Source organism: Spirosoma soli (genome assembly GCF_042684525.1).
Classification (GTDB): Bacteria; Bacteroidota; Bacteroidia; order Cytophagales; family Spirosomataceae; genus Spirosoma; species Spirosoma soli.
In genome coordinates this window covers 1-25,359 of the sequence record NZ_JBHULN010000019.1, presented here as the reverse complement: position 1 = coordinate 25,359, position 25,359 = coordinate 1, and the positions used below count along the sequence as shown (strand labels likewise).

At 47.4% G+C, this 25,359-nt stretch carries 23 protein-coding genes and 1 tRNA gene; 9 read left to right on the top strand and 15 right to left on the bottom strand.

What is annotated here, in order from left to right:
- Window positions 1-101: 101 nt before the first annotated feature.
- From ACFSUS_RS23315 to ACFSUS_RS23295, 5 genes are all read left to right on the top strand, one after another.
- The gene (locus ACFSUS_RS23315; RefSeq protein WP_381526510.1) at window positions 102-899 is read left to right on the top strand and encodes an enoyl-CoA hydratase/isomerase family protein; all 798 of its coding nucleotides are present in this window, start codon (window positions 102-104) and stop codon (window positions 897-899) included.
- A gap of 149 nt (window positions 900-1,048) precedes the next feature.
- Window positions 1,049-1,122: transfer RNA gene (locus ACFSUS_RS23310), tRNA-Arg, on the top strand.
- Between the two features lie 132 nt (window positions 1,123-1,254).
- Window positions 1,255-2,541 carry a hypothetical protein gene (locus ACFSUS_RS23305; RefSeq protein WP_381526377.1) on the top strand — a complete coding sequence of 429 codons (1,287 nt, stop codon included), beginning with the start codon at window positions 1,255-1,257 and terminating at the stop codon, window positions 2,539-2,541.
- Between the two features lie 65 nt (window positions 2,542-2,606).
- Window positions 2,607-2,792 carry a hypothetical protein gene (locus tag ACFSUS_RS23300; protein WP_381526375.1) on the top strand — a complete coding sequence of 62 codons (186 nt, stop codon included), beginning with the start codon at window positions 2,607-2,609 and terminating at the stop codon, window positions 2,790-2,792.
- A gap of 224 nt (window positions 2,793-3,016) precedes the next feature.
- Window positions 3,017-3,454, top strand: a complete 438-nt coding sequence (locus ACFSUS_RS23295; protein WP_381526373.1) for a HEPN domain-containing protein — start codon at window positions 3,017-3,019, stop codon at window positions 3,452-3,454.
- 498 nt (window positions 3,455-3,952) lie between these two features.
- Here the strand turns inward: ACFSUS_RS23295 and ACFSUS_RS23290 are convergent, their stop codons facing one another.
- Window positions 3,953-4,678 (bottom strand): zeta toxin family protein, encoded by a 726-nt coding sequence (locus ACFSUS_RS23290; RefSeq protein WP_381526371.1) that lies wholly within the window; start codon window positions 4,676-4,678, stop codon window positions 3,953-3,955.
- The gene (locus ACFSUS_RS23285) at window positions 4,675-4,905 is read right to left on the bottom strand and encodes a hypothetical protein (RefSeq protein ID WP_381526369.1); all 231 of its coding nucleotides are present in this window, start codon (window positions 4,903-4,905) and stop codon (window positions 4,675-4,677) included. Before ACFSUS_RS23285 ends, ACFSUS_RS23290 begins: the two co-directional genes overlap by 4 nt.
- 217 nt (window positions 4,906-5,122) lie before the next feature.
- Between ACFSUS_RS23285 and ACFSUS_RS23280 the strand changes: the two genes are divergently transcribed.
- Window positions 5,123-5,311, top strand: a complete 189-nt coding sequence (locus ACFSUS_RS23280; protein ID WP_381526367.1) for a hypothetical protein — start codon at window positions 5,123-5,125, stop codon at window positions 5,309-5,311.
- 122 nt (window positions 5,312-5,433) lie between these two features.
- On the opposite strand, the gene ACFSUS_RS23275 is transcribed toward ACFSUS_RS23280, so the two are convergent.
- The 7 genes from ACFSUS_RS23275 to ACFSUS_RS23245 all read right to left on the bottom strand — a co-directional run bounded on the left by ACFSUS_RS23275 (window position 5,434) and on the right by ACFSUS_RS23245 (window position 13,609).
- Entirely contained in the window at window positions 5,434-7,122 is a 1,689-nt protein-coding gene (locus ACFSUS_RS23275) for an ArnT family glycosyltransferase (protein ID WP_381526365.1), read from the bottom strand.
- A gap of 597 nt (window positions 7,123-7,719) precedes the next feature.
- Complete coding sequence (locus ACFSUS_RS23270) at window positions 7,720-8,061, bottom strand: LytR/AlgR family response regulator transcription factor (protein ID WP_381526364.1); 342 nt, start codon at window positions 8,059-8,061, stop codon at window positions 7,720-7,722.
- 339 nt (window positions 8,062-8,400) lie between these two features.
- Window positions 8,401-9,174 (bottom strand): M48 family metallopeptidase, encoded by a 774-nt coding sequence (locus tag ACFSUS_RS23265; protein ID WP_381526362.1) that lies wholly within the window; start codon window positions 9,172-9,174, stop codon window positions 8,401-8,403.
- A gap of 188 nt (window positions 9,175-9,362) precedes the next feature.
- The gene (locus ACFSUS_RS23260) at window positions 9,363-9,602 is read right to left on the bottom strand and encodes a hypothetical protein (protein ID WP_381526360.1); all 240 of its coding nucleotides are present in this window, start codon (window positions 9,600-9,602) and stop codon (window positions 9,363-9,365) included.
- 116 nt (window positions 9,603-9,718) lie between these two features.
- Window positions 9,719-9,925 carry a hypothetical protein gene (locus tag ACFSUS_RS23255; RefSeq protein WP_381526358.1) on the bottom strand — a complete coding sequence of 69 codons (207 nt, stop codon included), beginning with the start codon at window positions 9,923-9,925 and terminating at the stop codon, window positions 9,719-9,721.
- A 260-nt stretch (window positions 9,926-10,185) separates the two neighbouring features.
- Window positions 10,186-12,612, bottom strand: coding sequence for a hypothetical protein (locus ACFSUS_RS23250; RefSeq protein ID WP_381526356.1), 2,427 nt, complete (start codon window positions 12,610-12,612; stop codon window positions 10,186-10,188).
- Window positions 12,575-13,609 (bottom strand): hypothetical protein, encoded by a 1,035-nt coding sequence (locus ACFSUS_RS23245; RefSeq protein WP_381526354.1) that lies wholly within the window; start codon window positions 13,607-13,609, stop codon window positions 12,575-12,577. The genes ACFSUS_RS23250 and ACFSUS_RS23245 overlap by 38 nt, the downstream gene beginning before the upstream one ends.
- Before the next feature lie 78 nt (window positions 13,610-13,687).
- On the opposite strand from ACFSUS_RS23245, the gene ACFSUS_RS23240 reads away from it, so the two are divergent.
- Entirely contained in the window at window positions 13,688-13,942 is a 255-nt protein-coding gene (locus tag ACFSUS_RS23240) for a hypothetical protein (RefSeq protein WP_381526352.1), read from the top strand.
- A gap of 207 nt (window positions 13,943-14,149) precedes the next feature.
- Here ACFSUS_RS23240 and ACFSUS_RS23235 read toward each other — a convergent pair whose 3' ends face one another.
- The 6 genes from ACFSUS_RS23235 to ACFSUS_RS23210 all read right to left on the bottom strand — a co-directional run bounded on the left by ACFSUS_RS23235 (window position 14,150) and on the right by ACFSUS_RS23210 (window position 20,972).
- Window positions 14,150-15,949, bottom strand: a complete 1,800-nt coding sequence (locus ACFSUS_RS23235; protein WP_381526350.1) for an Ig-like domain-containing protein — start codon at window positions 15,947-15,949, stop codon at window positions 14,150-14,152.
- A gap of 86 nt (window positions 15,950-16,035) precedes the next feature.
- Window positions 16,036-16,761, bottom strand: coding sequence for a hypothetical protein (locus ACFSUS_RS23230; RefSeq protein WP_381526348.1), 726 nt, complete (start codon window positions 16,759-16,761; stop codon window positions 16,036-16,038).
- A gap of 125 nt (window positions 16,762-16,886) precedes the next feature.
- Window positions 16,887-17,849: a hypothetical protein gene (locus ACFSUS_RS23225; RefSeq protein ID WP_381526346.1), complete on the bottom strand. Its 963-nt coding sequence runs from the start codon at window positions 17,847-17,849 to the stop codon at window positions 16,887-16,889.
- Between the two features lie 687 nt (window positions 17,850-18,536).
- Window positions 18,537-19,352: a tetratricopeptide repeat protein gene (locus tag ACFSUS_RS23220; RefSeq protein ID WP_381526343.1), complete on the bottom strand. Its 816-nt coding sequence runs from the start codon at window positions 19,350-19,352 to the stop codon at window positions 18,537-18,539.
- A gap of 11 nt (window positions 19,353-19,363) precedes the next feature.
- Complete coding sequence (locus ACFSUS_RS23215; protein WP_381526341.1) at window positions 19,364-20,644, bottom strand: hypothetical protein; 1,281 nt, start codon at window positions 20,642-20,644, stop codon at window positions 19,364-19,366.
- A 148-nt stretch (window positions 20,645-20,792) separates the two neighbouring features.
- On the bottom strand, window positions 20,793-20,972 hold the full coding sequence (locus tag ACFSUS_RS23210; protein WP_381526338.1) for a DUF1059 domain-containing protein: 180 nt from the start codon (window positions 20,970-20,972) through the stop codon (window positions 20,793-20,795).
- Window positions 20,973-21,305: 333 nt separating this feature from the next.
- Here ACFSUS_RS23210 and ACFSUS_RS23205 point away from each other — a divergent pair, with 333 nt between their 5' ends.
- Window positions 21,306-24,332, top strand: coding sequence for a sensor histidine kinase (locus tag ACFSUS_RS23205; RefSeq protein ID WP_381526336.1), 3,027 nt, complete (start codon window positions 21,306-21,308; stop codon window positions 24,330-24,332).
- Window positions 24,322-24,963 carry a response regulator gene (locus tag ACFSUS_RS23200; protein WP_381526334.1) on the top strand — a complete coding sequence of 214 codons (642 nt, stop codon included), beginning with the start codon at window positions 24,322-24,324 and terminating at the stop codon, window positions 24,961-24,963. The genes ACFSUS_RS23205 and ACFSUS_RS23200 overlap by 11 nt, the downstream gene beginning before the upstream one ends.
- The last annotated feature ends 396 nt before the right edge of the window (window positions 24,964-25,359 follow it).

Genomic DNA, 25,359 nt, shown 5'->3' with positions numbered 1-25,359 from the left:
GAGGAAAAGAGCTTGCACAGAGAACGCTAAATTTTACCAACCTTTCTTCTGTGTTTTCTCCGTAAAATCTCCGTATCTCTGTGTTTTCAATGCGAATTCCCATGTACGAAAACCTCCTCTACGAAATAACCGACGGCGTTTGCCGCATCACCCTCAACCGCCCGCAGGTATACAATGCGCTGAACCCCGGCCTGATTCAGGACATCACAAACGCCGTTGACGCAGCTAGTGCCGACGACACCGTTCGCGTTGTGGTGATCACTGGTGCGGGCGACAAAGCCTTTTGCTCGGGTGCTGATCTGAAAGAAGGCTTTGCAGCAGCCGCTTCTACAGGCGGTCAGCTAAATCTAGGCGAATCGCTACGTAGCGGCTACCACCCCATGATTCGGGCGATTCGCAATATTGAGAAGCCGGTTGTAGGTCGCATCAATGGCGTAGCGGCCGGGGCGGGTTGTTCGCTCGCGCTGGCTTGCGACGTGGTGATCTGCACCGACGACGCCTATTTCAGCCAGATCTTTGTTAACATCGGCCTCATGCCCGACGCTGGCTCTACGTTTTTCCTGCCCCGGCTTATTGGGCCACAGCGTGCGTTTGAACTGAGCAGCACCGGCCGACGCGTGTACGGCCCCGAAGCGGCCCAGATTGGCCTGGTCAGTCGTTCGGTAGCAGCTGCGGACTTAGATAGTGCCGTTGGTGACATTGTGGGTTATTACGCCAACGCGCCTACCAAAGCGATTGGTGCGCTGAAAAAAGTTTTGAATCAATCGCTCTATTCGGATCTTGATCACCAGTTGGAGCAGGAAGCTGAAAATCAAGATGCTTTAGGTAGCTCGGTCGACGCGGCAGAGGGAATTGGGGCGTTTCTGATGAAGCGCAAAGCAAATTTTTCGGGTAAATAGGTTGACAAAGGCCTTTATTCTACCTACTTTTGCACTCCCAATCAACGGGAAACGCCATAGAGCAATGCATTCGTACCGGGATGGTCAGCCACTGCGGTCGCGCTCGACATCAATTAGAAAGAGCACCTGACTACACTGCAGAATGACACGCATTCGTAGCTCAATTGGATAGAGCACCTGACTACGGATCAGGAGGTTTGGGGTTCGAATCCCTACGAGTGCACTGAAAATGAGCCACTTACGAGTCTATTCTTGTAAGTGGCTTTTTCTTTGCATACAGGTCATTTTATATCGCATCATTTTAAGAGCTGTTTAGTTCAGTAAAATATTATCGATTAGTATTCATATTATTTATATGAAGATCGCTGACAATCCTACCATACAATTGTTAAAAGAAAGGATTGCCATGCTTGAAAGTCAAGCAGTTACTCTCGAGCAGAAATCAAATCTTGCCAAGTTAAAGAAGGAGCTGGCAGAACTTGCCCCCGTTAGCGACGAGTTTAATGCGACGTTTAGTTCAAGTGGTTGGGCTGCATACGACAGTTTAAGTTTGCCTCTGATGAAGAAAGCTTTAACTATAGCAAAAACTAAAGGCGTTTCTCAGGCAAACAATTATTTAACTAGCATTTATGATCAGGGACTGGTTGAAGCTGGGATAACTCGCTTATGGGGGATTGAACCTTTCAGAAGCCGCTTGCATCTTATTAAGCTTGCATACGACGACTTTTTGTGTGGCCGGTATCATGCCTGCATTCCTGTATTACTTATGATGATTGATGGCGTGGTGGCTGATTCTGAAAAAAACCTTGGGTTCTTCTCAGAGAAGTCTGACGTTACAGCTTGGGATTCCATAGCAGGCCATCAAACCGGTTTGTCAACTATAAAGTCAATCTTTTATTCTTCTAGAGGTAAGACTGTAAAGAACAAGATTACTCTGCCTTTTCGAAATGGTATTATGCATGGAAGAGACTTAGGATACGCCAATAGAGAAGTGGCAGCTAAATGTTGGGCATTACTTTTTACAATTCGTGATGTACTAGAGGCAAAGCGTGACGAAGAAGTAAACAGAAGGAAGTATGAGATTGATAAAATTAAGTCGGCCGAAGATATCCGACGTGATATGAAATTACTGGAAGATGGCCTGCGAGAAGTGCTTGAAATGGATTCGTTTAAACGAATCCCTGTCACTCCTGGTATTGATATAGCGGTCACTGGATCTTCAAGTGATTATAGGGCCAACACGCCAGAAAAAGCATTAATTGAGTTCATTGAATTTTGGAAGAGGTCTGACTACGGAAAGATGGCAGACTGTATATACCGGTCCAGCCAAATTACAAAAAGCAAAATGGCTGGTAGACTGCGCCAAGTATTTGCCAACAAACTACCCGCTTATTTCTCATTAAATGAAATTCAAGACTTATCCTCTTGTAAATGCGATATAACCATCACAGTAGGCATAAACTATAAAAGTGATTACACCAGCGATTACCGCTTATTATTTAGATTACTTTATTCTGAAAAAGCTGGTACTGAACTAGTTGTAAATCCGACCAAAGAAGGCCAATGGAAAGTAGTAGAAAACTTCGCTACAATACATCAAATAGGTGGCATACTAGATTTGCCTGGGTTAGATGAAGAATAGTTCAGAACATTCTTAAGACTTTTTAGCCCTTATAAAATTACAAGCTATTGGGCTGATACTACTACTTGCCTTCTACACAGTGTAAACAGGCAGATTCACCGGCTCCTCAATCGGCCATCCCTACCCGTGATGACAACATGGCTGTGGGTAATGCTGATGGAACCAGCACCGACAGCCCCTTCGCTTTTCTGTTTTCCCGAATCAATAGCCCTACCTGCTCCGTAATTTCTGATGTGAACCTATCCGTTTGAGAGTGTAAAGTAAGCCGCGGGCAGTTTACACACGACATTGAGGTAGCAAACGGTAAAGCAACTGCAGTACGGTTTACTTGACAATAAATTTGTTGATAAATCTTACAATAAATTTGACAAATACGGTGTGATTCGCGTTACTTAGTAGTTCGTATAATGATCGTATTAGCACGCGGAATGATCTTTTTTGTTCGCAATTGCGCTGAAAATTAACAAGTAAAGGATTGGTTAAAGGGGAAGAGTTAAAGCAAATGGCTAAAGATCGGCTCGCAGAAGCGGAGTTGATGTGTAACCACAGCTTCTTCCAAGGGGCTTATTATATCGCTGGTTACGCGGTCGAGTTTTCACTCAAGGCATTGATATGTAAGCGACTGGGTGTTGATGTTTTTGCCCCCAGAGGACCCGGTGGCGAAGGCAGTCCCGCAGTTGTACGTAGTTCATTGCAAATACATGACCTACCCGCTTTGCTTGTTTTTGCCGGTCTACAGCCCGCATTGCGAGAAATTAAGGTAAACGACATTGATTTATTTAGGGCTTGGTCGAGCGTATCGGAATGGACTGAACAGCGTAGGTATCAACCTTTAGCCTGTAGCGAGCAAACGGTATTGAAGTTTTTAAAGTCGGTTAAAATTATAATCCAATGGGTGGAGAGTCACTATTAAACACACTTGCAGACCTGTTTAGGCATGAACGCCAATATGGGCTTCATGTAGACATGATAGGGTTAGCACAAGCCTATGACGGCATGGTCGGAGAATCCTATATTCTAGGTGTTAGTTCTCCTTCTTTAAGCAGGGTTAACGATTGCAGCGACAAGGCTGATACAATCATAGATTTGTTATTTGACAAGTTACCCGCTGAACAACGTGCCTTGATTGACAGAGTACGAGTTTACGACTCGTCCCAAGAATTAGAGCGGCACGCACGTTGTAACTTTGATGATTCTTACTGGGGGTACTGTGAAGCCCCTTTATCGGCTAGACCGCAAATTACCTCCGTATCTTAGTAGTACATTTGTAGTGAGAAGCCCCTCTATATCACTTAGTAAGGTGTCCTGAACCCTTCAAAGTGAGCCAGTGATAAGTAGAAAAAAAACTTAACTGCCACTGGCTCACTTTGAAGGGCTCAGGACACCTTTATTCGAGCCTGCCGATTTATTCTTAAAGTTTATCCAGTACAGCGCGGGTAAACCATTGAGGAATTAAGTCCGTCTTTAATTCAATGTCGGTGCCTTCAGTGATTTCAGCAATCCACACCTTTGTCTCACCGGAGTTATCAAAAATATAAGCTCGATTGGTAAGTCGCACAGCATCCAACAGCAGATCGAGCGAGCGGTAGTAGCGCTCAACTACCTTATCGTCCGGCACGTTATGACCACCCGTCCTAACACGGTGCCGAATGCGGCTGATGTTGATAAGCGGGTCTTCCGTAGCCACGTAGTACAGGTAATTGCGGAAACCGGCATCACGGGACTTTCGCAGCGTTTGCACTTTATCAGCCGACGACATCACAGTTTCAAACGTAAATGAGCGCCCCGCTTCAATCAGCTTCTGCCGCAGGAAATCGGTCAAAATGGAACTCAGGTACGAGTTAAAGCCTACGTTGGCGAAGTCAATGAACTCCTCCTGCACAAACTGAATCGCCTGCACAAAATCGGCATCGTCGGTGCGGCTGAGTAACGGGTGATTTTCAAAAAAGGCAATGATTTCCGGCTCCGACATCGGAAGGTTGAGACCACGCACGTCGTAATACCCATCCCGGTTTACCGCTTTCTCAATATCATCGGGATTCAGGTAGTAGCCCAGCATTCCGGGGTCAATTACTGACTTAACCGTACTCTTTCCTGACCCATTCGGACCGGCAAACATCCGCATCCGTTTAATCATGCTGTCGGGATACGGAAGTGCTTTTGCTGAATAGCTTTGGGCTTCTCAACGGCCTTTACGAAAGTCCGGGTACCGTCGGGCTTCACTTCCACGATCTGCCCGTTTTCGGCTACCAGTACGCTATCGCCGGAGGCCAGCGTTTGCCAATACGCCTGCCGCGTAGCAATGGCTGCCAGTTCAGGAATCTGTTGTTCTAAGTAGTCTACTGCTTTGTCGGAAAGTGCCATACGTTACTCGTTTCCCAAATATACCTAAAATCAGGCTTTGAGCCGTTTCACAATCACCTTCAAGTCCAGAATCACGGTCGGCCGCTGGAATATAGTCACGGCTATGAAGTACGTACTTGTCTCCGAACAGAGCCAGAAAGACCAAATTCTATTTTTTTAAAACCTCATCTGCTTTCATCTGTTTTGTGGGAGATAGTTCGCAAAAAACGAAACAGCTATGAAGACGGTTAGATGGTATGCGCCAGGGGGCGACGGAGATCAGGGAGGAAACAAGGCAAATGATAGGGAGTCGATTCTGCGTCAGGAAGGACCGCACGAACCAGGGGACACGCCCTTAGACGATCAGGAAGAGCTGCCCGGTGGATTTATTCATGGGCACGTCGACCAGGGCGAGGACGACGAATAAGCCTTTAGTTTTGGTAAAATGGCATTCGCGAAAGACCATTCTGCAAATTCAGAAACGATAGCCTGGTTTACTTCGGTAGGCCAGGCTATCGTTTTATATCGTTCACTACAAACTAGCCTCACTTATTTTCTACGTGCCACTCCTTCATCGACAACTTCGTAGATCATTACCGTATCAATCGGCAGGGTGGTCAGGCGATAAGGTAAGGCTTCGTAGGTGGCGGTGTAAAAACTGGCGTACTGGCCCGTCGAGATGAACGTCTGAAGCGTAGGATTCGGGATGATCTGCTTAACAACTCGGGTTTTTATTGCCCCGCTCAAGACCTGATGATCAATACCCACGGGGCAAACGACCCAATCGCCCGGCCGCAGCTGCGATGACTCGGCATCGTAGTGTAGCAGCCCCGCTTGTTTGGCGTACCACTGCCAGCCCCAATGTCCCAGCGACCACACCCGGCGCTCTTTGCTTACGTAGCTACTCATCTGAGTGGCCGTTTGCCGGTAAAAGTCGGCATAGCACCAATCGGACAGGGATAGCAGCAGGCCCAATCCAGCGGAGAACCCTAACGTAACGGTAGCCATGGTTAGGGATAAGCGATCGAGCCAGCGCCCACTCAGGAGCAGCAGTGGAGGCAACAGCAGCAGGATGTGCCGGGTAGCAACAAAAGGCGTAAACAGGACGATGAAGCCCCCAACGCACAAAAGCCAGCTAAACAGGATCAACGCTTGCTCACGTTGCTGGTCATGAGCTCGCCAAGCGCGCAGGCAACCCGGCAAGCGTTTGGCAGCTAACCCAATAGCCAGCGCTCCATTGCACAAAAAAAGACCGTACAACACCGAACGAGCACCCGCTTCCGAAATCAGCTGGCTCAACGTACCGACGGCAATACCGGCCAGCCCAAGTAACGACCCAACAACCAACTTCGTTTGTAGTGACTTATGGGTTGCGAGCAAGCCACTATAGAGCGCCAGCGTAAACGGCGAAACAGCCCCTAAGCAAATGATCAGCTTTCCGGTGATGTCTTCCAGCCGATGCCATGACGTAGGTAATTTGGGCCGGTCGAGGAGGTGAATGGAGCCGTATTCGAGGTAGTTGGCATATGACCACAGCCCCAGCACAGTCACCGGAATCAATAAAAAGACGACGTATTTACTATGCTTTCGGAGAACAAGAGCCGTAATGAACACGCCTACTAACGGCAAGGCGGAGTACTTGATCATCAGGCAGACACTCAGGACAGAAGCCGCCAGCAGATACCGACCGGCTGAGGACTGAATGCGGGGAGTCAGCAAAACGAAGCAGAAAGCCAGCATCAGCGCCACCAACGGCACGTCGACCATCAGGTTCTGATTGACCAGAAAGGCGGGTGAAAGCACAAAGAAGGCGGTCAATAGCCACGCCTTTCGAACGAGTAACAGCCGGGCAAGCTGGTGAAAGAAAAAGATGGCGCACAACGTAAAGAAGGCTTGTAACAGATGCAGACTCACTTCTGAATAGCCAAATAAACTGCCAACAAGGGCAATTAAGTAGAAGTACAGCGGTGGCTGGTTGAAATGGTGCAGCGGCTCCTGGTGCTGGTACCAGTTCACGTAGCCCGACATGGGCTTTAGGGGGTGGTGCTGTATCCACTGGGCAGCTTCCAGATGGAAAGCATCGTCGATGTGAAAAGCTTTAAACAAATTAACCGCCGTCGCCGTCAGGAAGAGCAACGTGCAGACAAAAACTGATGCCAGCGAGAACGTACGCTTTCGCTTTTGGTGGATGGCAAGCCGTTTGGTAACAATGGGTTCTTCTACAATGCCAATGTGCATATAGCTCCTGATTATAAAACCGTCGGGGCAGCATTTCCTTCGATCTGTACCGACCGTAGACTTTCTTGCGAGTCTGCCTAGACTATCTACCTTAAAGATTACCCTACCTGTCTATGTGCAAGGACTGTGCCGCATTTTAGCACGTGCCTGGCGGAGGTTGTATAGAAGCAAATAGTGGCTGTAAACTGAAGGACTTGACGGAACAGCCACTTGTCCGTAAGGAGTAAAACACGAGGTGACGACCACAAACCTATGCCGACGCAGCAGCCGTTTCAGACTCACCGTCAAACCTCATATTGTCATAAGTTGCCGGATAGCGACGCCAATATACTATTAATATTCAGGTTGGCTCTGGCTTAATCACTTAATTATCAAACGGTTTATAGAAAAGGAGGCTGTTTACGTAACAGCGTGCCATAAGTAAACGGCACATCTAGTGGACTGTCTATAAGGCTCATACGCTGATCAATGCCTAAAAGATACGGGGCGTAGTCGGCCGACTACGCCCCGTGAGGCACTGTACTCTATAGCTGTCTGAATAATCGATAAACGCTTCTTTTGAGTATCGGCTACAAGCAATTAGGCAAAGGTATTGTCTTAACAGCCAGACAAAGGGAAGGACGCCAGCTGCGGCCGAAGACGCTTTGTTTGCCGACGTGAAATGGTCAGCTGCCGATCGTGCGAGAGCTGCACAAACGGGCTTTCTACGTAGCGAGTCCGATAGCCCACAATGTGCGCCGGATTTACCAGCGTTCCTTTATGAATGCGGAGAAACGTCGGTAGCCGTTGCGAGAACTGTTTCAGCGTAATGGCCACAAGCATCGGCTTCTGACCAATCAGGTGTACGTTGGTGTAATTACCCACCGCTTCCAAATATTCGATGGTATCAATGGGGACGGAGCGTCTGGCAGTAAAGTGTGGTAAAAGGAGTGTGTCCATAGCTAGTTGTTGGTTTAGAGTTAAAACGCTTTTTGTTGCGTTGTTCACCTGTTAACAAAAATAGCAGGTCACACCCCAAGCGGAGCATTAACTAGTATCAGCTGCTGGAATAAGAGGTTGAACTGGGTGTTTTCCCTGATGAACTGCAAACGCTTCTGGTTAGCAATCACGTTGTTTTATCGTTTGGCATAGTCTCCAGACTATACCAAGGCGTTATCCGCCGGGCCGTCGTCGCGGTCTGTGACCGGTCTAAATGACTAACCAGGTATACCGGTCACAGACCAGACTGCGCGCTCATAAAAGACTATGCGAAACACCTACATAAGGCGAAACACTCACTTACCTAACTAAGCCGTCGCGACGGGCGCGGGCCCGGATTCGTTCTGCCCGGGTTTTACTATCGGGGTGGCTGGACATAAACGTAGTCAGCTTACCACCACCGTTTCCACCACTGAGCTTGGCGAGTTTTTCGAACGAGCTCGCCAGTGCCATTACATTGTAGCCGTTCCGTTTCAGAAAATCGTAGCTGTAGTCATCGGCTTCGGTCTCCTGGTCACGGCTAAACTTGGCCCCTACCAGATAATCGGCGGCACTGGCTAACTGGGATCGGGATAACTGACCGATCACCCCCGAGCTAGAAGCTCCCACGTTTCGGATAGCCGAGCGCTTTAGCGAACTCTTCATGGCGTCGCGGGAGTCGCGATTAATCACGTGCCCAATTTCGTGCCCCATAATGGCCAGTAATTCTTCGTCGGACATGATGTCCATTAAACCTTTGAACACCCGTACGCTACCATCGGCCGTAGCAAAGGCATTTACGTCGGGAATTTTGTAGACTTTATAATTGATGGGCAAACCGCTAACGGTACGGTGCCGACTTACGATTCGATTTAAGCGTAGTGTGTAAGGATCGTTGGGGCCAGCAATCGGATTTTTAGCGTCCATTTGCTGGACAGCCTGACGCGATAAAGTAGCTACCTGCGCGTCGGACAGTGTATATGCCTGCAGAGCGTCGATGCCGCCCTGCAGAAGATTTGGGTTAATTCGGATCTGAGCCGTTGCCCCTGTCGATAGGCCAACTACCAGCAAAAAAAGGCTTCCTATACGTTTCATATGTCAAATCGGTTGGATAAATACAGCACACGAGTTGTACGTGTCTTTATTCTATTGACTACTCAGGCAGTCTAAAAGTTTAATCTCACTAGACAATTCAAGGCGTCAATAGCACAAAATAATTATCTCTAGACATACGAAAGCCACTTACAAGGAAGTCCTCATAAGTGGCTTTTTTGTGGTACCGCTTATTCTCCTCTTTCGAAGATTTCCATCGCCTTATCAATCGTGTCGTCGTCAACGCCATCCACCGATAACGAATTATCGTCGGCTACGTCACTGACCACGGTTACCTTGTCCATGTCCAGGTTTGGGTCTACCAAAAACAGAGCGGCCCGAAAACGCTCTTCGATTCGGCGGTTGAGCGCTTCGTTGATGTCATGATTGAGCTCCTGCGCTATTTTTTCTTCTTTGATATTGGGTTCCATAAGTTAGTATAGTTCGATTACATGTTAAAGTAGCCCATGCTTGTATCTGGCCTTGTTGACACCATCCTTACCCAAAGGAAGCCTTTATAGATTGACTTCGAGCAAACAGCTATCCGTCAGGCTTTGGCGCCCTTCTCCTGATTGCTGGTCAACTTGGTCAGCTTAGTGGCATCGTAGTCCTGCTCGGTCGGGTTGTCTTCGTTACTATTCTCGCAGGTTACTGTCCGGCCGCCGTCCTTAACGGCTTTAACGGTCATTGGCGCGCTACCTTCCAGCAGGGTAACCTGATCGCCGGGTTGAAATTGTGTCGGGGTGTTTTCCATATCGTTCGTTGGTTTACAGACTGCGGTACGGATATACTATACTATACTATACCATAACAATCTGTGATCATGCTAGCCAAAAGTACAAAAATGCCCGTGTCATACGCGCCGAGTGGGCATATTCTTACTAAATAGCCTGCGGATAATTGCTGTATTCGTATGACCCAGTGGTTACACTCAGATTTGCAGCGATCTCCGTGTACCTCTTATTTTCTCGACCATTTCTCTGTGTAACAATCACTTTATTTATTACAGCTGCCCTAATGCGCTACATAGTCAGCGTAGGTGGCGCACTCGCGCAGCATTTCAGCCTGAAATTGAGTTTGTTTATAGTCCGTTTCTAACTTCGAGAAATAGCGGCCATATTGCTCACGTCGTAGCTTTTGAGTTAGAGCCGCCTGTTGTTTCTCATCAAAATCAGCATAGCCGCGTTTTACCTCCTCAATGGCCATATGTACAGCCAGTTCGTTTTGCTCACAACGGGCAGCCATAAAGCAGGCTTTGGCCGCCAGCTCAGGTTGACGGGCGTTCTTCAGTGCCTGATCGAAGAAGGCTTTCGCCGGAGCGGTTGAGTAATAGGAGTCATTCATCAGCCATCGTCCACGCTGGTCCAGTTCATTAGGCTTGTTAGTTCTGTAGAGCGACGTAAACAGTTCGGCCGAACTCCACGAGCGCTTGATCAGCACCCAGGCGTTGCCATACCAGCTGAGGTTGTAGGCCCCGCACCCCAACTCATAATAGGCTTTGGCGGCTTCGTCGCCGGTGAGTTGAGCAACCTGCTTCTGCAATTGGGCCATCCGTTGCGCAAACTGCAGGGGTGTGTACGGATTAGGCCCGGCCGTTTGCCGTTTTGTTGGAAGCAACTCGAACGGGTTTTGCCCAAAGTAAGACGTGAAGGGCTCGTTGTGCCAGACGGTATCGGCCACAGTCGAGAAGGCTTTAGCTGCTTCGGCGTAGCGATGTCCGGCCAACAATCGACGGCCAAGCAGGGTATTAAGGTAATTTCCGTCGAACCCAGTTAGCTTCAGCAGCCGTTTGTCGAAGTCACTAAGATCAGGCTTTTGCGCAAAGCTGACAACCTGCTGAACCGTGGCCGCCGATGAAGTATCTTCAATCACCAGCTGGTCGGTGTTGATATTCACATAAGCGCCACTCTTGTTCAACTCCGACGAGGTAAGCATCGTCAGCAGGAATGACTTGGCCACGGCAGCATCATTACCCAAACCCGATTTAGAACGACTGCATCCCGACAACCAACCTCCACCGGTATATTTACCGCCCCCGTCTGCGTATTTCCTGGCAAACTGCTGGCACACGGTCACGAACGCGTTGTTGAACCGGAAATTTTCAGTGTTGCCGAATGCTTCGAGGTAGCCGATCAGAGTGGATTCGGTTTCGGGCGTAATGGTTTCGGTTTGTGCCGCCAGCAGTAGCATTCGCTGGAGCGCCATTTGCTTTTTCAGATCAGCGTTGGCCGTTGATGCCTGAGCTGCCTTATCCAACGCAGCCTGCGAAGCTCCATAATCTTTACTCAAATACGCTACGTAGGCAGCGGCTGTGTACCAGAACGCCGGGTTGTTTAACTGTTCGTTGGTGGCGGCCTCCATCGCAAATTCGCGCAGCTGATCCGCGTAGGTCATCGATGTTTGCTTCCGGTTTTCAAAGGCCAGCGAGTCTTGCTTGCTGGATTCGTCGTACGGATAAATAGGATTCTGCTCCGACAGAAAGAAATACTCGTTCCGGTTGATTTCCCGCGCCATAATCAACTCGACGAGGGGATTTTTAGGCGTCAACTTGACAATTTCTTTGAGCAAGGGCAACGCATCCTGCTTGGGCTGAATAGCGCAAATAGCGTACACCGCTGCTTTCTCCCGGTCGGTTTGCGCCAACGCCAGCGCTTTTGACGTAAACCGAATGCCGTGAATACGTAGGCTGGCTTCGGCTTCGTGCCGTCGGGAGGGGCAACGATCAAATACTTGCGCAAATTCATAAATGGCCCGGGCCGTATCTTGATTCGACAACGTAGCCCCCGCATGGCGACACAAGGCCCAGTCGCTGATGAATGTCTTGCGCGGCAGGGGCGTAACGAGTTGATCGTATAAGGCCTGACACTGGTCGTAATTTCCAAGTTGGTCGGCTAGCTTCACTGCCTGAAACGCATACCGCTCTTTCAGAAAGGGGTCCGTTACCACGCTGTAGGCCGCCCGAACCTGATTGAGTAATTGAGTTAGTTGGGTGGTATCGGCCGGTTCGGGGTTCCACTGATCACCACCAGCACTGGCCTTATTGGCGGCATGAGCTAGCCTGAGGTAATCGAGGGCGGAGCTATGGTCACGTTGCAAGGCAGCCACAAAAGGATTCGTTAATTGCTCATCGGTTTCGTAAAGCGCCTGGCCTACGGCGGCTATCGGTACCTTCCTACCCACATAAGAGGCCCACGCTTCCATATTATCGTCGGCAATGAGTGTATCGTTACCTTCCTGGGCCATCGCCTGGGTGTAATCGTACAATTGTGGGGTAAAAAAGTAGAGCCGGTCCTGCGGCTGGGCGTTGCTGCTTTCCGGCATAAAGAAGCTCAGGAACTCGTTTTCGTCGAAGAAGCCCGGACCGCAGGCAAAAGTTAGCAAAATGCCCATGGAAAACACCGCCCTACGGAGCCGTCCGGAAAAGGGTTTGAAGGTAATCATGAGAATAAGGGGCAAGAACAGTACTGTCGAGGTGGTATAAAGCAAATGTAAGCGTTTGGTTAGAAAGGCGGTCGAGCAGTTGCCGACTGGCCTGGGTCAGATCTTCCGGGCGACAAGCTTCGGCCCGGAACAGATCGCCTTCCCGAACGGAAATGCCGAAAGCCGACGTATCTCGTGTGGCCACGAAACGGTTGGTATCGGCCTGCGGCTGAAGGAAAGAGCGGTTCACCAATTGGGACTGTCTTATCCCGTTTACAATGGTCAGGAAGCGCCCATTCCGGTACACCAGCGTCCAGCTGAACAGCGGCAGTACCACGTCCAGCGGCAGCGGGTACTTTTCCAGAAAGCCCGTGTACCGACTGGCTACATCCAGGTCCAGGATGGAGTTACGAGTTTTGGGGTCTTTCCAGTCGGCCATGTTATAAACCATCAGCATGCCCCGATCGACGGGCGGCACACCCGTCTGGTCGGCGTATTTAATCTGGTGCAGACGAATGCTAGCCGATATTGGCACCTGTAGTTGCCCTTTCATCGCTCTCAGTAACGTAAAATACCGATCACGGCTTCTGGGCGACCAGTCGCAGTCGAGCTGGACTTCATTGATCCGAATGTGGTTCTGTTGCGTAATCTGCGTAATCTTTTTAGTTATGTTTTTTGCCAGTTGTGGCACCGCCGATGCCGGTAGGTTAAGTATCGTCCGATTCGTGATGAATACCACCGGAACAACGGCTAGCCCAGTCGGCCGGTCCGCAAAGTGAATGACGGATACGGGCATCGGCTGCTGCCTGGACGTATTCCAATCCACGTCGAAGAAGCGAATGTAAAGCCGTTGAACACCGAGTCGTCGAAGAACTTCGTGTTCGGTTGGTTTAGGTTGATAAACGGCCTTCCAATGGTAAAAAGCGGGACTAAGCTGCTTTGGTGGCCGCGGCTTCTCGCAGGTGACCAGTAGCGCCCCGGCAAACAACAGAAACAGGAATGAAACAGACCGAGGCATGGGTTAACAGAGCAGTAGCTGTACGTAATGAACCGCTCAATTAGTTACAAAACTACCGCTTAACCGGCGAGTAGTCTAATGAAGCTAAGGTATGACAGTAACGGGCGCGCTCCGTTTATTGATACCTGTTCCGTTGTCCTCCGTAACGGCTCCGCTCTTGCCTATGAAAGCCATTGCATACTGATACCGTTCGTTGCCCCTTTGTTATCACTGACGGTAAGGACATACGAGGTCGTCGTGAATGTCGCTTTTTCGCTCGTTGTTACCAGCCCGAAACTCGCTGGAACAGATACGCCCGATATGAAACCAGCCGGTAGTCAACGCCTGCAATAGTGGTCTGATCAAACGTATCGCAGGACGGGGTTGCATTTTCTTCAGGACTTCAGGCTCCCCAAACTCCGACTATCAAATCAAACCTAATGAGCCGAAGAGCCGCCCGGATTGGGTAAGATAGTCTTTTGCATAGAGGTGTGACAGAAAACATACAGTGCCGAAATATGCCGCTAGTTTACGAGTAGTTGGTATGCTTTGTATTATACTTTAGAAGGGTGTATATGTGCTACCTTCATCGCCATTGATTTTGAATGTAAGGGAGTTTTGAGAGACAACTATATTCACTTCCTCAGTAACACACTTTTTCTGAGTGTCGAAAGCAGCAAAAAACATCTTATCTCTGCAAGAAGGTAAACACCATTTGTAATTCTCCGTAGGAAACGCTTCACGTGCCCCTGTTTTCCTGTACACTTTAACCCGATCAAATTGAACTGATCCATCTGTTTTAAACGTAAGTATTTCTTCCAAGGTGTTAATACTGCCATCTACGTCAGTGAATGAATCATAATTTATCCACCGTTTGGAACTCCCCCCTGTTAGCCAAGCGGATTTCTGGCAGGCGGCATTGTAACAGCCCTGGTCGCAGGTAATAGTTTCATTGACCGTACAGGAAGCATCTGAATTTTTCGTGAGCGTGTAGGCACTGGTAGCTAATACGTTTTCGTCCTGAAAGAGCAAAGTGCCACTGCCAGCACATAGTTCCAAGCTTCCAACTGCTTCGCCTGTCCCGAGCAGTGCCCCAGGGCCACGCCATTCCGGGCCACTCCCTGCCTGCCCATATAGCTTGCCAGGGTACGAGCGCAACAACTGGGCACCCGCCCCTCCCTGGCAGAAAGCCTGTCCTGATGCCTCTCGCAAACAGGAACTTCCCGATAAGTTATAGTTTCTGGCTTCATTTCTGGCCCCCGAAGCCGCATCCTGCGGATTGTAGTACTCAACGGCTGGATTCTTCTTAGGAAATTCAACAACACCCACCTTACCATCTTTGCCGGAAAATGCCCATTTCCCACCTATATCAACCAGCACATCCAGGTAAAGAGGATCACTTGAAACCGAACCTACCTGAGCCGAAATACTTGTAAAGCCCGGTTTCATCGCCCTAATTTGGCCATTACTGATTCCACTGGCTACCGTGGCCAACCCAACTTTTAGCTGGGTCGGCGTTTCCTGTGTAATACGGACAATATTGTTCAGAGAGGTGTAGCAGCTTCGCATTCGGATAACGTTCACTTTAAGGGGAGCCGACACTGAACCTGGAAGCATTTTTCGGGGGCAGTTTTGCATAGCTACGCTGGTAACTTTGAACGATGTGTCACAACTGCCCGAAGTAGCTGGCGGGTTATAGGCAATGATCGTTACCGCTCCGGATAGCGTGTCGGAAGTGACTCGGGCTGCGACAGTGAATACACCTGCTTTATTGACTGACACTGTTCCATTTGCTACCGAAAGATCACGATTCGCTGCGTTGGCAAAGAAATCAGCATTGCCTGATACGATCTGTCCTGACGCATTGGTTAACGAATAATCCAGCTTCTGGGTACCACCGACCGGCACCAGTAGAATTGGCCTGTCAAAAGATGCATTTACTGGTTTTACCGAAACAACTTCCGAGGGCTTGACCACGGTTACCAATACTTGGTTCGTGCCATGTTTTCCATCGGTCACTTCCAGCATTGTTGATCCTTCGCTCATACCTGTTATGGTTCCATCAGCAGCAACTTTTGCAATTGTTGGCTGCGATGAGACCCAGCTAAACACCGGCTGAGCAACGGCCCCACCCTGTGAGTCTACCAATTTTACAGGTACTTTAACAGAATTGCCAACTTTGATAATATACTGATTCTGAGTTACATAAATATAGCCGGGCAAAGACCCGTCGATAGCTGGTACCTCTGGAGTGGATGACTGAAAAATAATCACTTCTTTGTCGACAGCTGAATCAGATTTGCATTGTTGCATTATTAAAAGAGTACCAGCAATCAGAAATAAGCTATATAAGTTTTTCATGAGCATTCAACGAATTGTTTGTGACGGTTTGACGGTAGAGTAGCAATAAAGTCCGGAGATTCTTTCACAAAAATTATATTGCCTCATTACAATTGTACTTTCAGTGCGAAGGCACCTGGGGTATTCTTATAAGATCTGATTACGAATTTTTGTCGACTGAAGCCATCATTAACTTCAATATCAGGTGTACAGGGAGGGTTAGTACCTTCAGATATCGCGATGATTCCCAGCCAGCTCCGGGCACTTATATTAGTAAATGTATAAATCCTTTTATTGGCGTCTATCCTTAAATTCTGTACAACATTTTGTCCATTAAAAACCATTGTGACTATATCACCATCAATTAGACTACCACCATCCCAAACGCTTACCTGAATATTACGACTACGAACAGTGATAGTACCTTGATTATCATAATTCGATGGAATTGTTTGGCCTTGCAATTGATCACAAGAAATTTCCATCGTAGAACATTTTCCATTCTCTATTGCAAACGTGCCGGTAGCGGACGTACCAATATCTGATTTTATAGTTACGGAATATGTTCCTGCTCGCGAGGTGAAGCTAACCGCCGATTTATCATCGCATGATGCACCGTTGGTGTGATAGTTTTTGAGCGTCCCTACAAAGTTCCCATCAACAGATAGCGTCAGGTTACCAACTTTGCAGTCTTGCTTTGTGTAAAACGTGATTTTACCATTACCATCTCCAAATGGATTTTCAGGTTCAGTACTCGTAGGCTCACAGCCCAACACTGCTAATACTGCAACACTTATAATAATTTTAGGCCAGCGATTTACTACGTAAGTCATTTTGAAAATGGTGTTTATGTTACATTAAGAGCGATGTGCTTTAATGAATACTGTATGTGTAAAAACTTATGCCGTTGATTGGTGAACCCTGCAAATACAAACTGCTAAACGAGCCTCTCATTTAGCTATCTATATTGAAAAGTAAGAGGAATTTTATCAGGAGCCGGGAGCTGGTTTGAGGGTATACAATCTAATCGAACCGAACCAGATATCGGATTAATCGCATAATACCCAGATGAATTTGGGCAACACGAATTAGCGGATTCTATGGTGTAATTGAATGTTGTAGATTTGTCCACAATGCCTACCGGCATATTCACATCGGCGAACTGGGTTCGCTGAAGACCATTTCCTGGTGGATTAAGATTACATGCCTGAAAATATTTGACGGTGCCGTTCACTGTAATCTTTAAACAAAGAGAACCACTTTTCGTAACGGTGCCCGCTGCCGAGTAAGTCAGATCAAAATTTAAGGTTCTCTCCTGGCAGGCTTTGTTTGTGCCACCAACGATAGGATTATTACCTCCGGTAGAAGCTTGGCTCTCGACCGATATATCTCCGTAAAAGCTATCACCATTGGGTAACCTCATACCGTCTAGACTAACATCAATCTCAAATCTTTCTTCTGACCGAGTCAAGCTGTAACGCCCCAACTTTATATTTCCTTGCAGATAGGTATTTTGACCCGTCTGAGCATCGGTGTAAACAATGGTCGCTTCATTCAGCGGCACCTCTGCTGGAAGTGGAGATTGCTTTTTATTTGTGATAGGAACAGTAATATTCTCCCCTGTATCCAAGTGTAGACTTATTGTCAGCCAGCCTTTTCCTGGCATAATAAACGAACCACTCGTTCCAGCATTCATAAGTTGCAGCGTAAATACTTTATTACCACCACTGAATCTTGCCCTGGCTTCTAACCAGTTAACATTTTGGTTCGCCAATCCTCCGAAGCCGCTGACTGAGCAGTTGTTCGACGCCCACTCAATCGGGGGAAACGCATCAACTGAATCTTTATCACAACCCTGATGAGACATGGCGACAACTATCAATAGCAATGTTGCTACTGCTTTCGTAAACGTGTGTAACATAAGTTTTAAGGGGAAAATTATGGTGTATTGTGCAGGGTAAAACGTTGTAAAACCTGCACGGTAATTACTAATGTCTGCCCAAATCTTTAACCTATCTAATATACTCTGCCAACGAATTACTGGTGTTTTGAACCGCCCACCACAGTGTATCCAATTTGAGCGTTTAAAACTTTGGCAAAAGTTATGCTTACCTAAGCTATCAGCATAGACTTACTCACAGATCAAAATATTATCTGGTGTTGAGCCATATATATTGACCCACATGGTTATTTCAATGTTGCCTCAACTTTAAATCATTTAAAATTATCTTTCATATGCTCGTACATCATAGCTAAAAGGTGCATTACAAAAAAACGTTGTAGTTTTGTCGCCCGGCTTTAAAAGGAATTGATTTGATATTGATTTTTCGTAATCGCTTGATGGATTCTTTTTAGTCCAGATCTCAACTTTTACTTGGCTGTCACACCCATTATTAAGTGTAAATTCAATGCTGTCAATGCTACCACACCGGGTTCCTCTTGTTGTTGTGTAGGTGAAGCAGCCCGGATTCGTAACGGCTGAATCGTCGGGTACGGACGAGCGATTTACAAGGCCAAAGACGCCAGAAAAAAGGAGATACGTTAAATATTTCATGTTGTTTGTGGAGGTGTTTAGATCGTTAAAGCAGAAGGTTAAGTTCAAAAGCATTTAAAATTGCATTCTTAATACTAATCCAGCCGCTTGTTGACGAGGAGTGTAAAATGGTGTAAATGTTATCTGTTTTTTTATACCTTGACTTTCTAATCTGTCGAGTTCTTGCTTAAGAAATTTGTTTGTTCTTCGTAGTTTTTTAGCTTTCGGAAAAGAAGACAAGATGGGTGTTATAAAAATGGTAAATCCAACTCCAAAAGTTATCATTGAGGGGGCAATCTGGCTTTCGTCTCCGCTTTCATCCGCTGTTGCTACCATAGAAAGTCCCGCTGCTGTCATTCCGGCACCGATTAACAGACTTATTACTCCCTTAACCGTCTTACCACTCGCCCTACGTTGATTTTCACTTATATCTACCCGGAGTTTTCTCATTCTTTCGAAACTTGTCAACCTTTCCCGTTGAAGGATAGCCACAGAGTCCTCGCTTTTTTTCTTAACCCTCATCGCTTCACGCTCTTGCTCATCTTTCTTCATCTTTTCGACAAAGACTACACTTTTCACCATCTCCTCGTAACGAGCATCGCGAGCCTTTTCGGGCGTTACTTCAAAGTAAGATTTGAGTTCCGCATCGGCAGCGGAGTAGTCCTTCGCATCCATTAGGGTTTTCACCAACAGGTATTGAATTTTGGTGTTTGTCTTGCCCAGTAAATCGCGAGCTTGTTTGAGGTAATTAACAGCTTCCATGTAATTTCCTTTTTCATAGGCATCCGTAGCCGTCAGGTAAGCCGATTGGGCTTTTTCGTCTGTAGTTTGAGCGAAAGATGACCCACTAAGAAGCATACAGAGAAAACAGAGGTGTACAAATGATTTCATGCAAGTTGTAGTTAATTGTCCCAGAAAGAAGCTTTAGATTTAGGTTGTTGGAGCGGTTGTAGTTGGTTTGAAGGCGCTTTTTTCTCGCCCCAGAAGTCGGTAGACGTACTACTTCGTGCTTCAGCAGCGGTGGAGCCAAACATAAACGAATGCATTAGAAAGCCGGTCTCGTTAAGACTGCGAATCGTTATTTCTGTGCGAGCCATCTGGGCTTCTTCCAGCCGGGTGTAATAACCTGACAGTAGTAACGGTACCCCAGATACGTTGTAATCTTTTTGCAGTGCACGGTGAATTTGTGTTTCAATATCTCTCAATAGCGGCCAACTACCGTCAGTGTATCGGGTGATAGCAAATGGCTCGGCGGCTAACCAAATATGTGTCTCATCTAAAACGGCATAGGGCAAGTAATAAAGCACCCGTGTTTGGCTGTCGATCTGAGCCGATGGTAATTGTTTTTCCTTTGCCGGTGATAGAATGTAGTCGCGTTTTTGGCGAATTAATGCCAGCCGTCGCCGTTCCTCTTCGAGTCGTTCTTCTTCTGCCTGACGAGCCGCTTCGCGCTTTTCTGCCATACGTTCTTCATAAGCGGCTCGTCTTTCGGCTTGTTCTCTTTCCTGAGCCTGTCTTTGTCGTTTGGCTTCAAAAAGATTGAGGATAAGGCCGCCTACAGCCTCAACTCCCTGATTGATAGCCTGACTCTCTGCCTGTTGCTTACTAATGGTGTTATAGTAATCACGTTGCTGAGTAGGGTCTTTGATAGCTGTACCCAATTGCATTTGTTGTTCGTAAAGAGTTCGGCTGATTGGGTCGTTTGTGCTAGTAAAGCGTTCGCGAATCTGCTGTGTCGATGGATTTGACTCCACTTCCTGGCCTTCGCTGATTGCAGAAGATTGCTGATCATCGGCCGCACAATAGATGAGCTGCTGAGTCGGTTTAGGGCATTGGGCGGTAGAGCCAATGCGTAGTTGGTCAGCCAGGCATCTGTGATATTCAGCCTGAGCCGAATACACAATTCGATTCTCAGTACACTTGGTTTTACGAGCGGCCTCCTCATAGGCTAGTGCAGCTTTCACATACTGCTCTGCCATTTTTGATTCACCACCATCTCCCTGCACGACAGGGTATCCAGTATAACCCGGCCCCGTGGTTTTATTCACTGGTTTGGGAATCGGGGTCGGAGTCGGTTTCCAGGTGTTGTTGATGGTACCTGCCCGGTATCCTTGGCTAAAGGAAGCATGGCAAATAAAGGCTAGGAAGATTATAGCGGTAATGATAGATAAATGTAGTCTCATACTAAATGGTGGGTAAATAGAAACTCAAGTGCTGGACGCCGAAGCTTCGCAGAAGAAGATCATCAACCGTACTTCATAGTTTCTACACGACCAGATCAACTCTTTATCATCGTCAAAGGGCTGCTCTGTGCATAGTTAGTACTCGGTCTTAAATGGCGGTCTCTTCCTTGATTAGCCGCCTAATTTGTTCAGCCATCTCGGCGGTAACGTCCACTTGATGCACTTGATGAGCATGTTGAGCCGCTAGTTCAAGGACCTCGCTCTCACTTTCAGCGCGGATGATACCAGCGCATACAAAGCCGATATCACAACAATTCAGCGTTTTCATAATGATTTATATTTACCAATGTTGCTATTATGTATCAGCAAAAGTCTAATACCAAAGGCGGTAAGACTATACCACGAAAGGGGTATTTTTACTTAAGGGCAAACAGTATAAGTTTGTGTTATTCTGATTCTTTCATTTTTAATAGCTAGGTGTGTCGGTGAAATTCGCTCAGACACTGAGGGCGCTTCTTCACAGACCGTATTTTAGTTCATAATGAAGAACTACGTAAGACTTTACTTCTCGGGCCTTTTTTGGCTTAGTAGTTTACATAATATAATCTGTGCGCAATCTCATTTAATATATCCGGTCATTCCGCCTGAGCCGGTAAACTGGGTGCGGTTAACATCGATTACCCAGGATCGTCGAGGTTATATCTGGTTGGGTGGCATGGGCCTTTACCGCTTCGATGGGTATCGCTTCAAGGTTTACCTACATGATCCTACCAATCCGAACTCGTTGGGAGGAGACAAAGCAGAGGTGGTTTATTGTGATCGCCAAGGGTATATCTGGATCGGCTTGCTTGGCGAAGGACTGGACCGGCTTGATCCAACTACAGGAACATTTACACACTACCGACATGATCCGCGTAATCCTACCAGCCTCAGTCATGACGAAGTAACGGCTATTCTGGAAGATAAAAGTGGCCAGCTTTGGATTGGTACTCACGAGGGATTAAACCGAATGAATCGGCATACCGGGCAATTCGCCCGCTACCAGCATGATTCGGACAACCCAGCTACGTTAAGTAATAATCAGGTTCGGGTTTTATACGAAGACCGACAGGGAACGCTTTGGATCGGTACAGGCAGTGAATGGGGGCAGAGTTCGGTTGATGCCGGTGGGCTTAACCGCTTCGAGCCCACAACCCAGACATTCACTCGCTATTTACACCAAGCCGACAACCCGCACAGCCTGGTCAATAATAAGGTACGGGCTATACACGAGGACCGCCAGGGTCGGTTCTGGGTAGGAACTTACGGTGACGGACTACATACGATGGACCGAGGCAGCGGACAGTTTACGCGTTACCCGTACAATGAACTACACCCCGAACGATTGAGTCGCCCATTTCTGAAGAACAAGTCAAACCGCGAAGCTGATGGCGTCTCCTTCATTCAGGAGGATAAGCAAGGGGCTCTTTGGATTGGTGCCTATAAAAATGGCTTAAACCAGTACGACCCCGTCCGCCGTCTGATTAAGCATTGGGAAGCACAGCCGGGTCAACTTAATGCTTTCCAGGAAAATGGCCCCTGGGCTTTTTTCACCTCACGGGACGGCGTCCACTGGGTCACCACGTTTGATGGTGGTTTGTACCGCATTGTTCCTACTCAGTCGACGATTGCGTTCTCGACGGTGGGTACAACAACTCATGCCTTCTGGCAAGATAATCAGGGGAAGTTCTGGATTGGTACGGCGAAAGGGTTGATGTGTCAGGACCTTCAATCTGGCCGAGTCCGTTGGTTTAGGCATGATGCAGCCCAGCCAACCAGTTTAGGAGCCGATGATGTTAGGGAGATTTATCAAGACCGCCAGGGTACAATCTGGATTGGAACAAAAGGGGCAGGCCTTAACCGTTATCATGCGTCAACCCAAACTTTTTCTCAGTATCCTCATAGTAAAAGAAGCGCTACTTCGCTTATTACGGATAATGTGCATGTAATTCGTGAAGATCAGAACGGCAAGCTTTGGTTAGGTACTACGCAAGGCCTTGATGAGTTTGATCCTAGAACAGGCTACTTTATTCATCATCAGCACAATCCGCTGGACTCAACGACATTAAGTGACAATGGCATTCCTGTTTTACTGTTAGATCACAAGGGGGCGCTTTGGGCGGGTGGCTACTTTAAAGGAGGAGTTAACCGTTATGATCAGATTACAAACTCTTTCCGACGGTATCTGCCAGGTTTACGAGTTACGGGAATGATTGAGGACCAACATGGAGTGATTTGGGCAGGTGGGGTAGGCGGTCTGTTTCGCTACGATCAAACCAATGACCGATTTCTACCCGCGATGCCCAACGATCCTAATTCACCCGTCAACATTACCAGTCTACAACTGAGTAATGACAATAGTTTATGGATCAGCGATTTATCAGGTATATTACAGTACAATCCGGGCCGAAACGTAACCACCCGCTACGGTCGCTTACAAGGGGTTAACGGTCGAACTATGTGGGAGTTTTCGGGCTACAAAACACCGAATGACCAACTTTATTTTGGAGATCGGATGGGATACTATACGTTCCACCCGACTCAAGTTAAAAATCAGGTTTGGCCCGCCGAAGTTGTATTAACTGATATTCGCGTGAACGGGCAACCCCGCTTGGTCAGTTTCAGTTCATTGCCTGAAGGTGAGACAACGACTTATACTAAACCACAGTTGATTCTTAAACACGACGAAAATGAGCTCTCCTTCGCGTTCGCTTATCTGGACTACCGAAGTCCGGAACTAAACCGTCATCAGTTCAAGCTGGAAAATTATGATCAACATTGGCACCCATCCGGTCCAGAACGAACTGCTTCCTATTCTCACGTCCCGCCAGGCACTTACATCTTTAGAGTAAAAGGCGCTAACAATGACGTACCCTGGGCCGAACAACAATTAACCATTGTTATTCATCCTCCCTGGTGGCAAACAGTCTGGTTTCGAGTAAGCGCCTTACTGACAGGGCTGATAGTAGTTGTGCTGTTGGTCCGATACTATACGCTTTACAAGCTACGTCGACAACGGGCAGATCTCAAGCGCGTATTACAAGCACAAGAGGAAGAACGCCAGCGACTGGCCGCTGACCTGCATGATGATCTGGGGGCTACCTTAGCCACCATTAAAGTCCAAATGGAAACGGTACCTTGTTCGGAGCATGAGCTGCGAAAGTTCGTCAGCCTGATGGAAAAAGCGATCCGGGATCTTCGGCTCATCTCCCATAACCTGATGCCACCTGAGTTCAATAAGCTGGGCTTAACCGAAAACTTACGCGAGGTTATCCGTCGACTGGAAGTCAGTGACCATACCAAGTTTCTGTTTGTCACCTTCGGCCAAGAACGACGGTTAGAAGCTGAAGCTGAACTGGTTATCTACCGTATTGCGATTGAACTTATCAATAATGCACTGAAGCATGCCAAGGCTCGCACCATAACAATTCAATTACTTTTTCACCCTGAGATGGTGTCCTTAATGGTTGAAGATGATGGCTTAGGCAGTGCTGCGAAAGCAAGTATAGAAGCGGGCATTGGTCTGCGTAATGTTCGGTCCCGAGCTAATTATCTAGGTGCTGATTTAATGGTTGACGCCGGACATAAAGGCACAACAATCACCTTAACTGTTCCAATTGCACAACGGGCAAGTACCTATGGAAGCTAACAGGTTGACAAGCATTCTCATTGCTGATGACCATCAATTATTCAGCGATGGATTACGTACTTTATTGACAACAAATACCGAAACGTTTACGGTTGTTGGTCAGGTGTATGATGGTCGCGATGTTATTCCGGTCATTCACAAACTTCAACCGGATCTGGTCTTACTGGATATCAACCTTCCCCATCGCAACGGGCTTGATATCGCCCGCCAGATCCAGCGGGAGTTCATTCATGTGAGAACGGTAATCATTACGATGTATAACTACCAGAAGTTATACAGTGAACTTCGAGCCATCGGAGTAGCGGGTTACCTCCTGAAAAGTGCTTCCTCAGACCAATTGTTGACTTGTTTGAGAAGCGTAGCTAATGGCAAACCTTATTACGATTACTTGCCAAGTGAACAAGTTATTGACCCATATGGAGACGATAAGTTTATTAAACAGTTTAACCTGACTCCGCGTGAAGTCGAAATAATTAATTTAATCCGTAATAGTTTATCTAATTTACAGATTGCCAATAAACTCTTCTTGTCAGAAGAAACGGTCAAAACACACCGCAAAAACATCTATTACAAGCTTGGTATCAATAAACTATCAGAGTTAATTCAGTTCGCTAACCAGCAAGGCTTATAGTTGTGTAACAGGGTTCTTTTAACAGTATCCATTAGAAGAACCCCGTTTACCATCGTAGCGAACAGTATATTAATGCCCCTATCACTGATGAAAATGATGTTTACTAGCCTCTACTTTAATACTATTCCTAATCTGGCCGATCGTCCTGATTTAATGGATATCGATTAATCATTTTAACCCGGAGTCGGGATTCAGAGCCTGTTTAAAAACGGACTGATGAGCCTAAAAAAGTAGAATCAGCCTATCTTGTGGGTTAATCTGACCGCATCGGCCTTTAGGTTTGTGGCATGGTAAGAATCTAAGAATTAGCTAGCTTTCTAAAAACATCAGAGCGGGCTTCCCTATCGCGGTGGCTAGGTACGACCCATGGTCCGATTCAGGTCCCGCTCTGTCTTC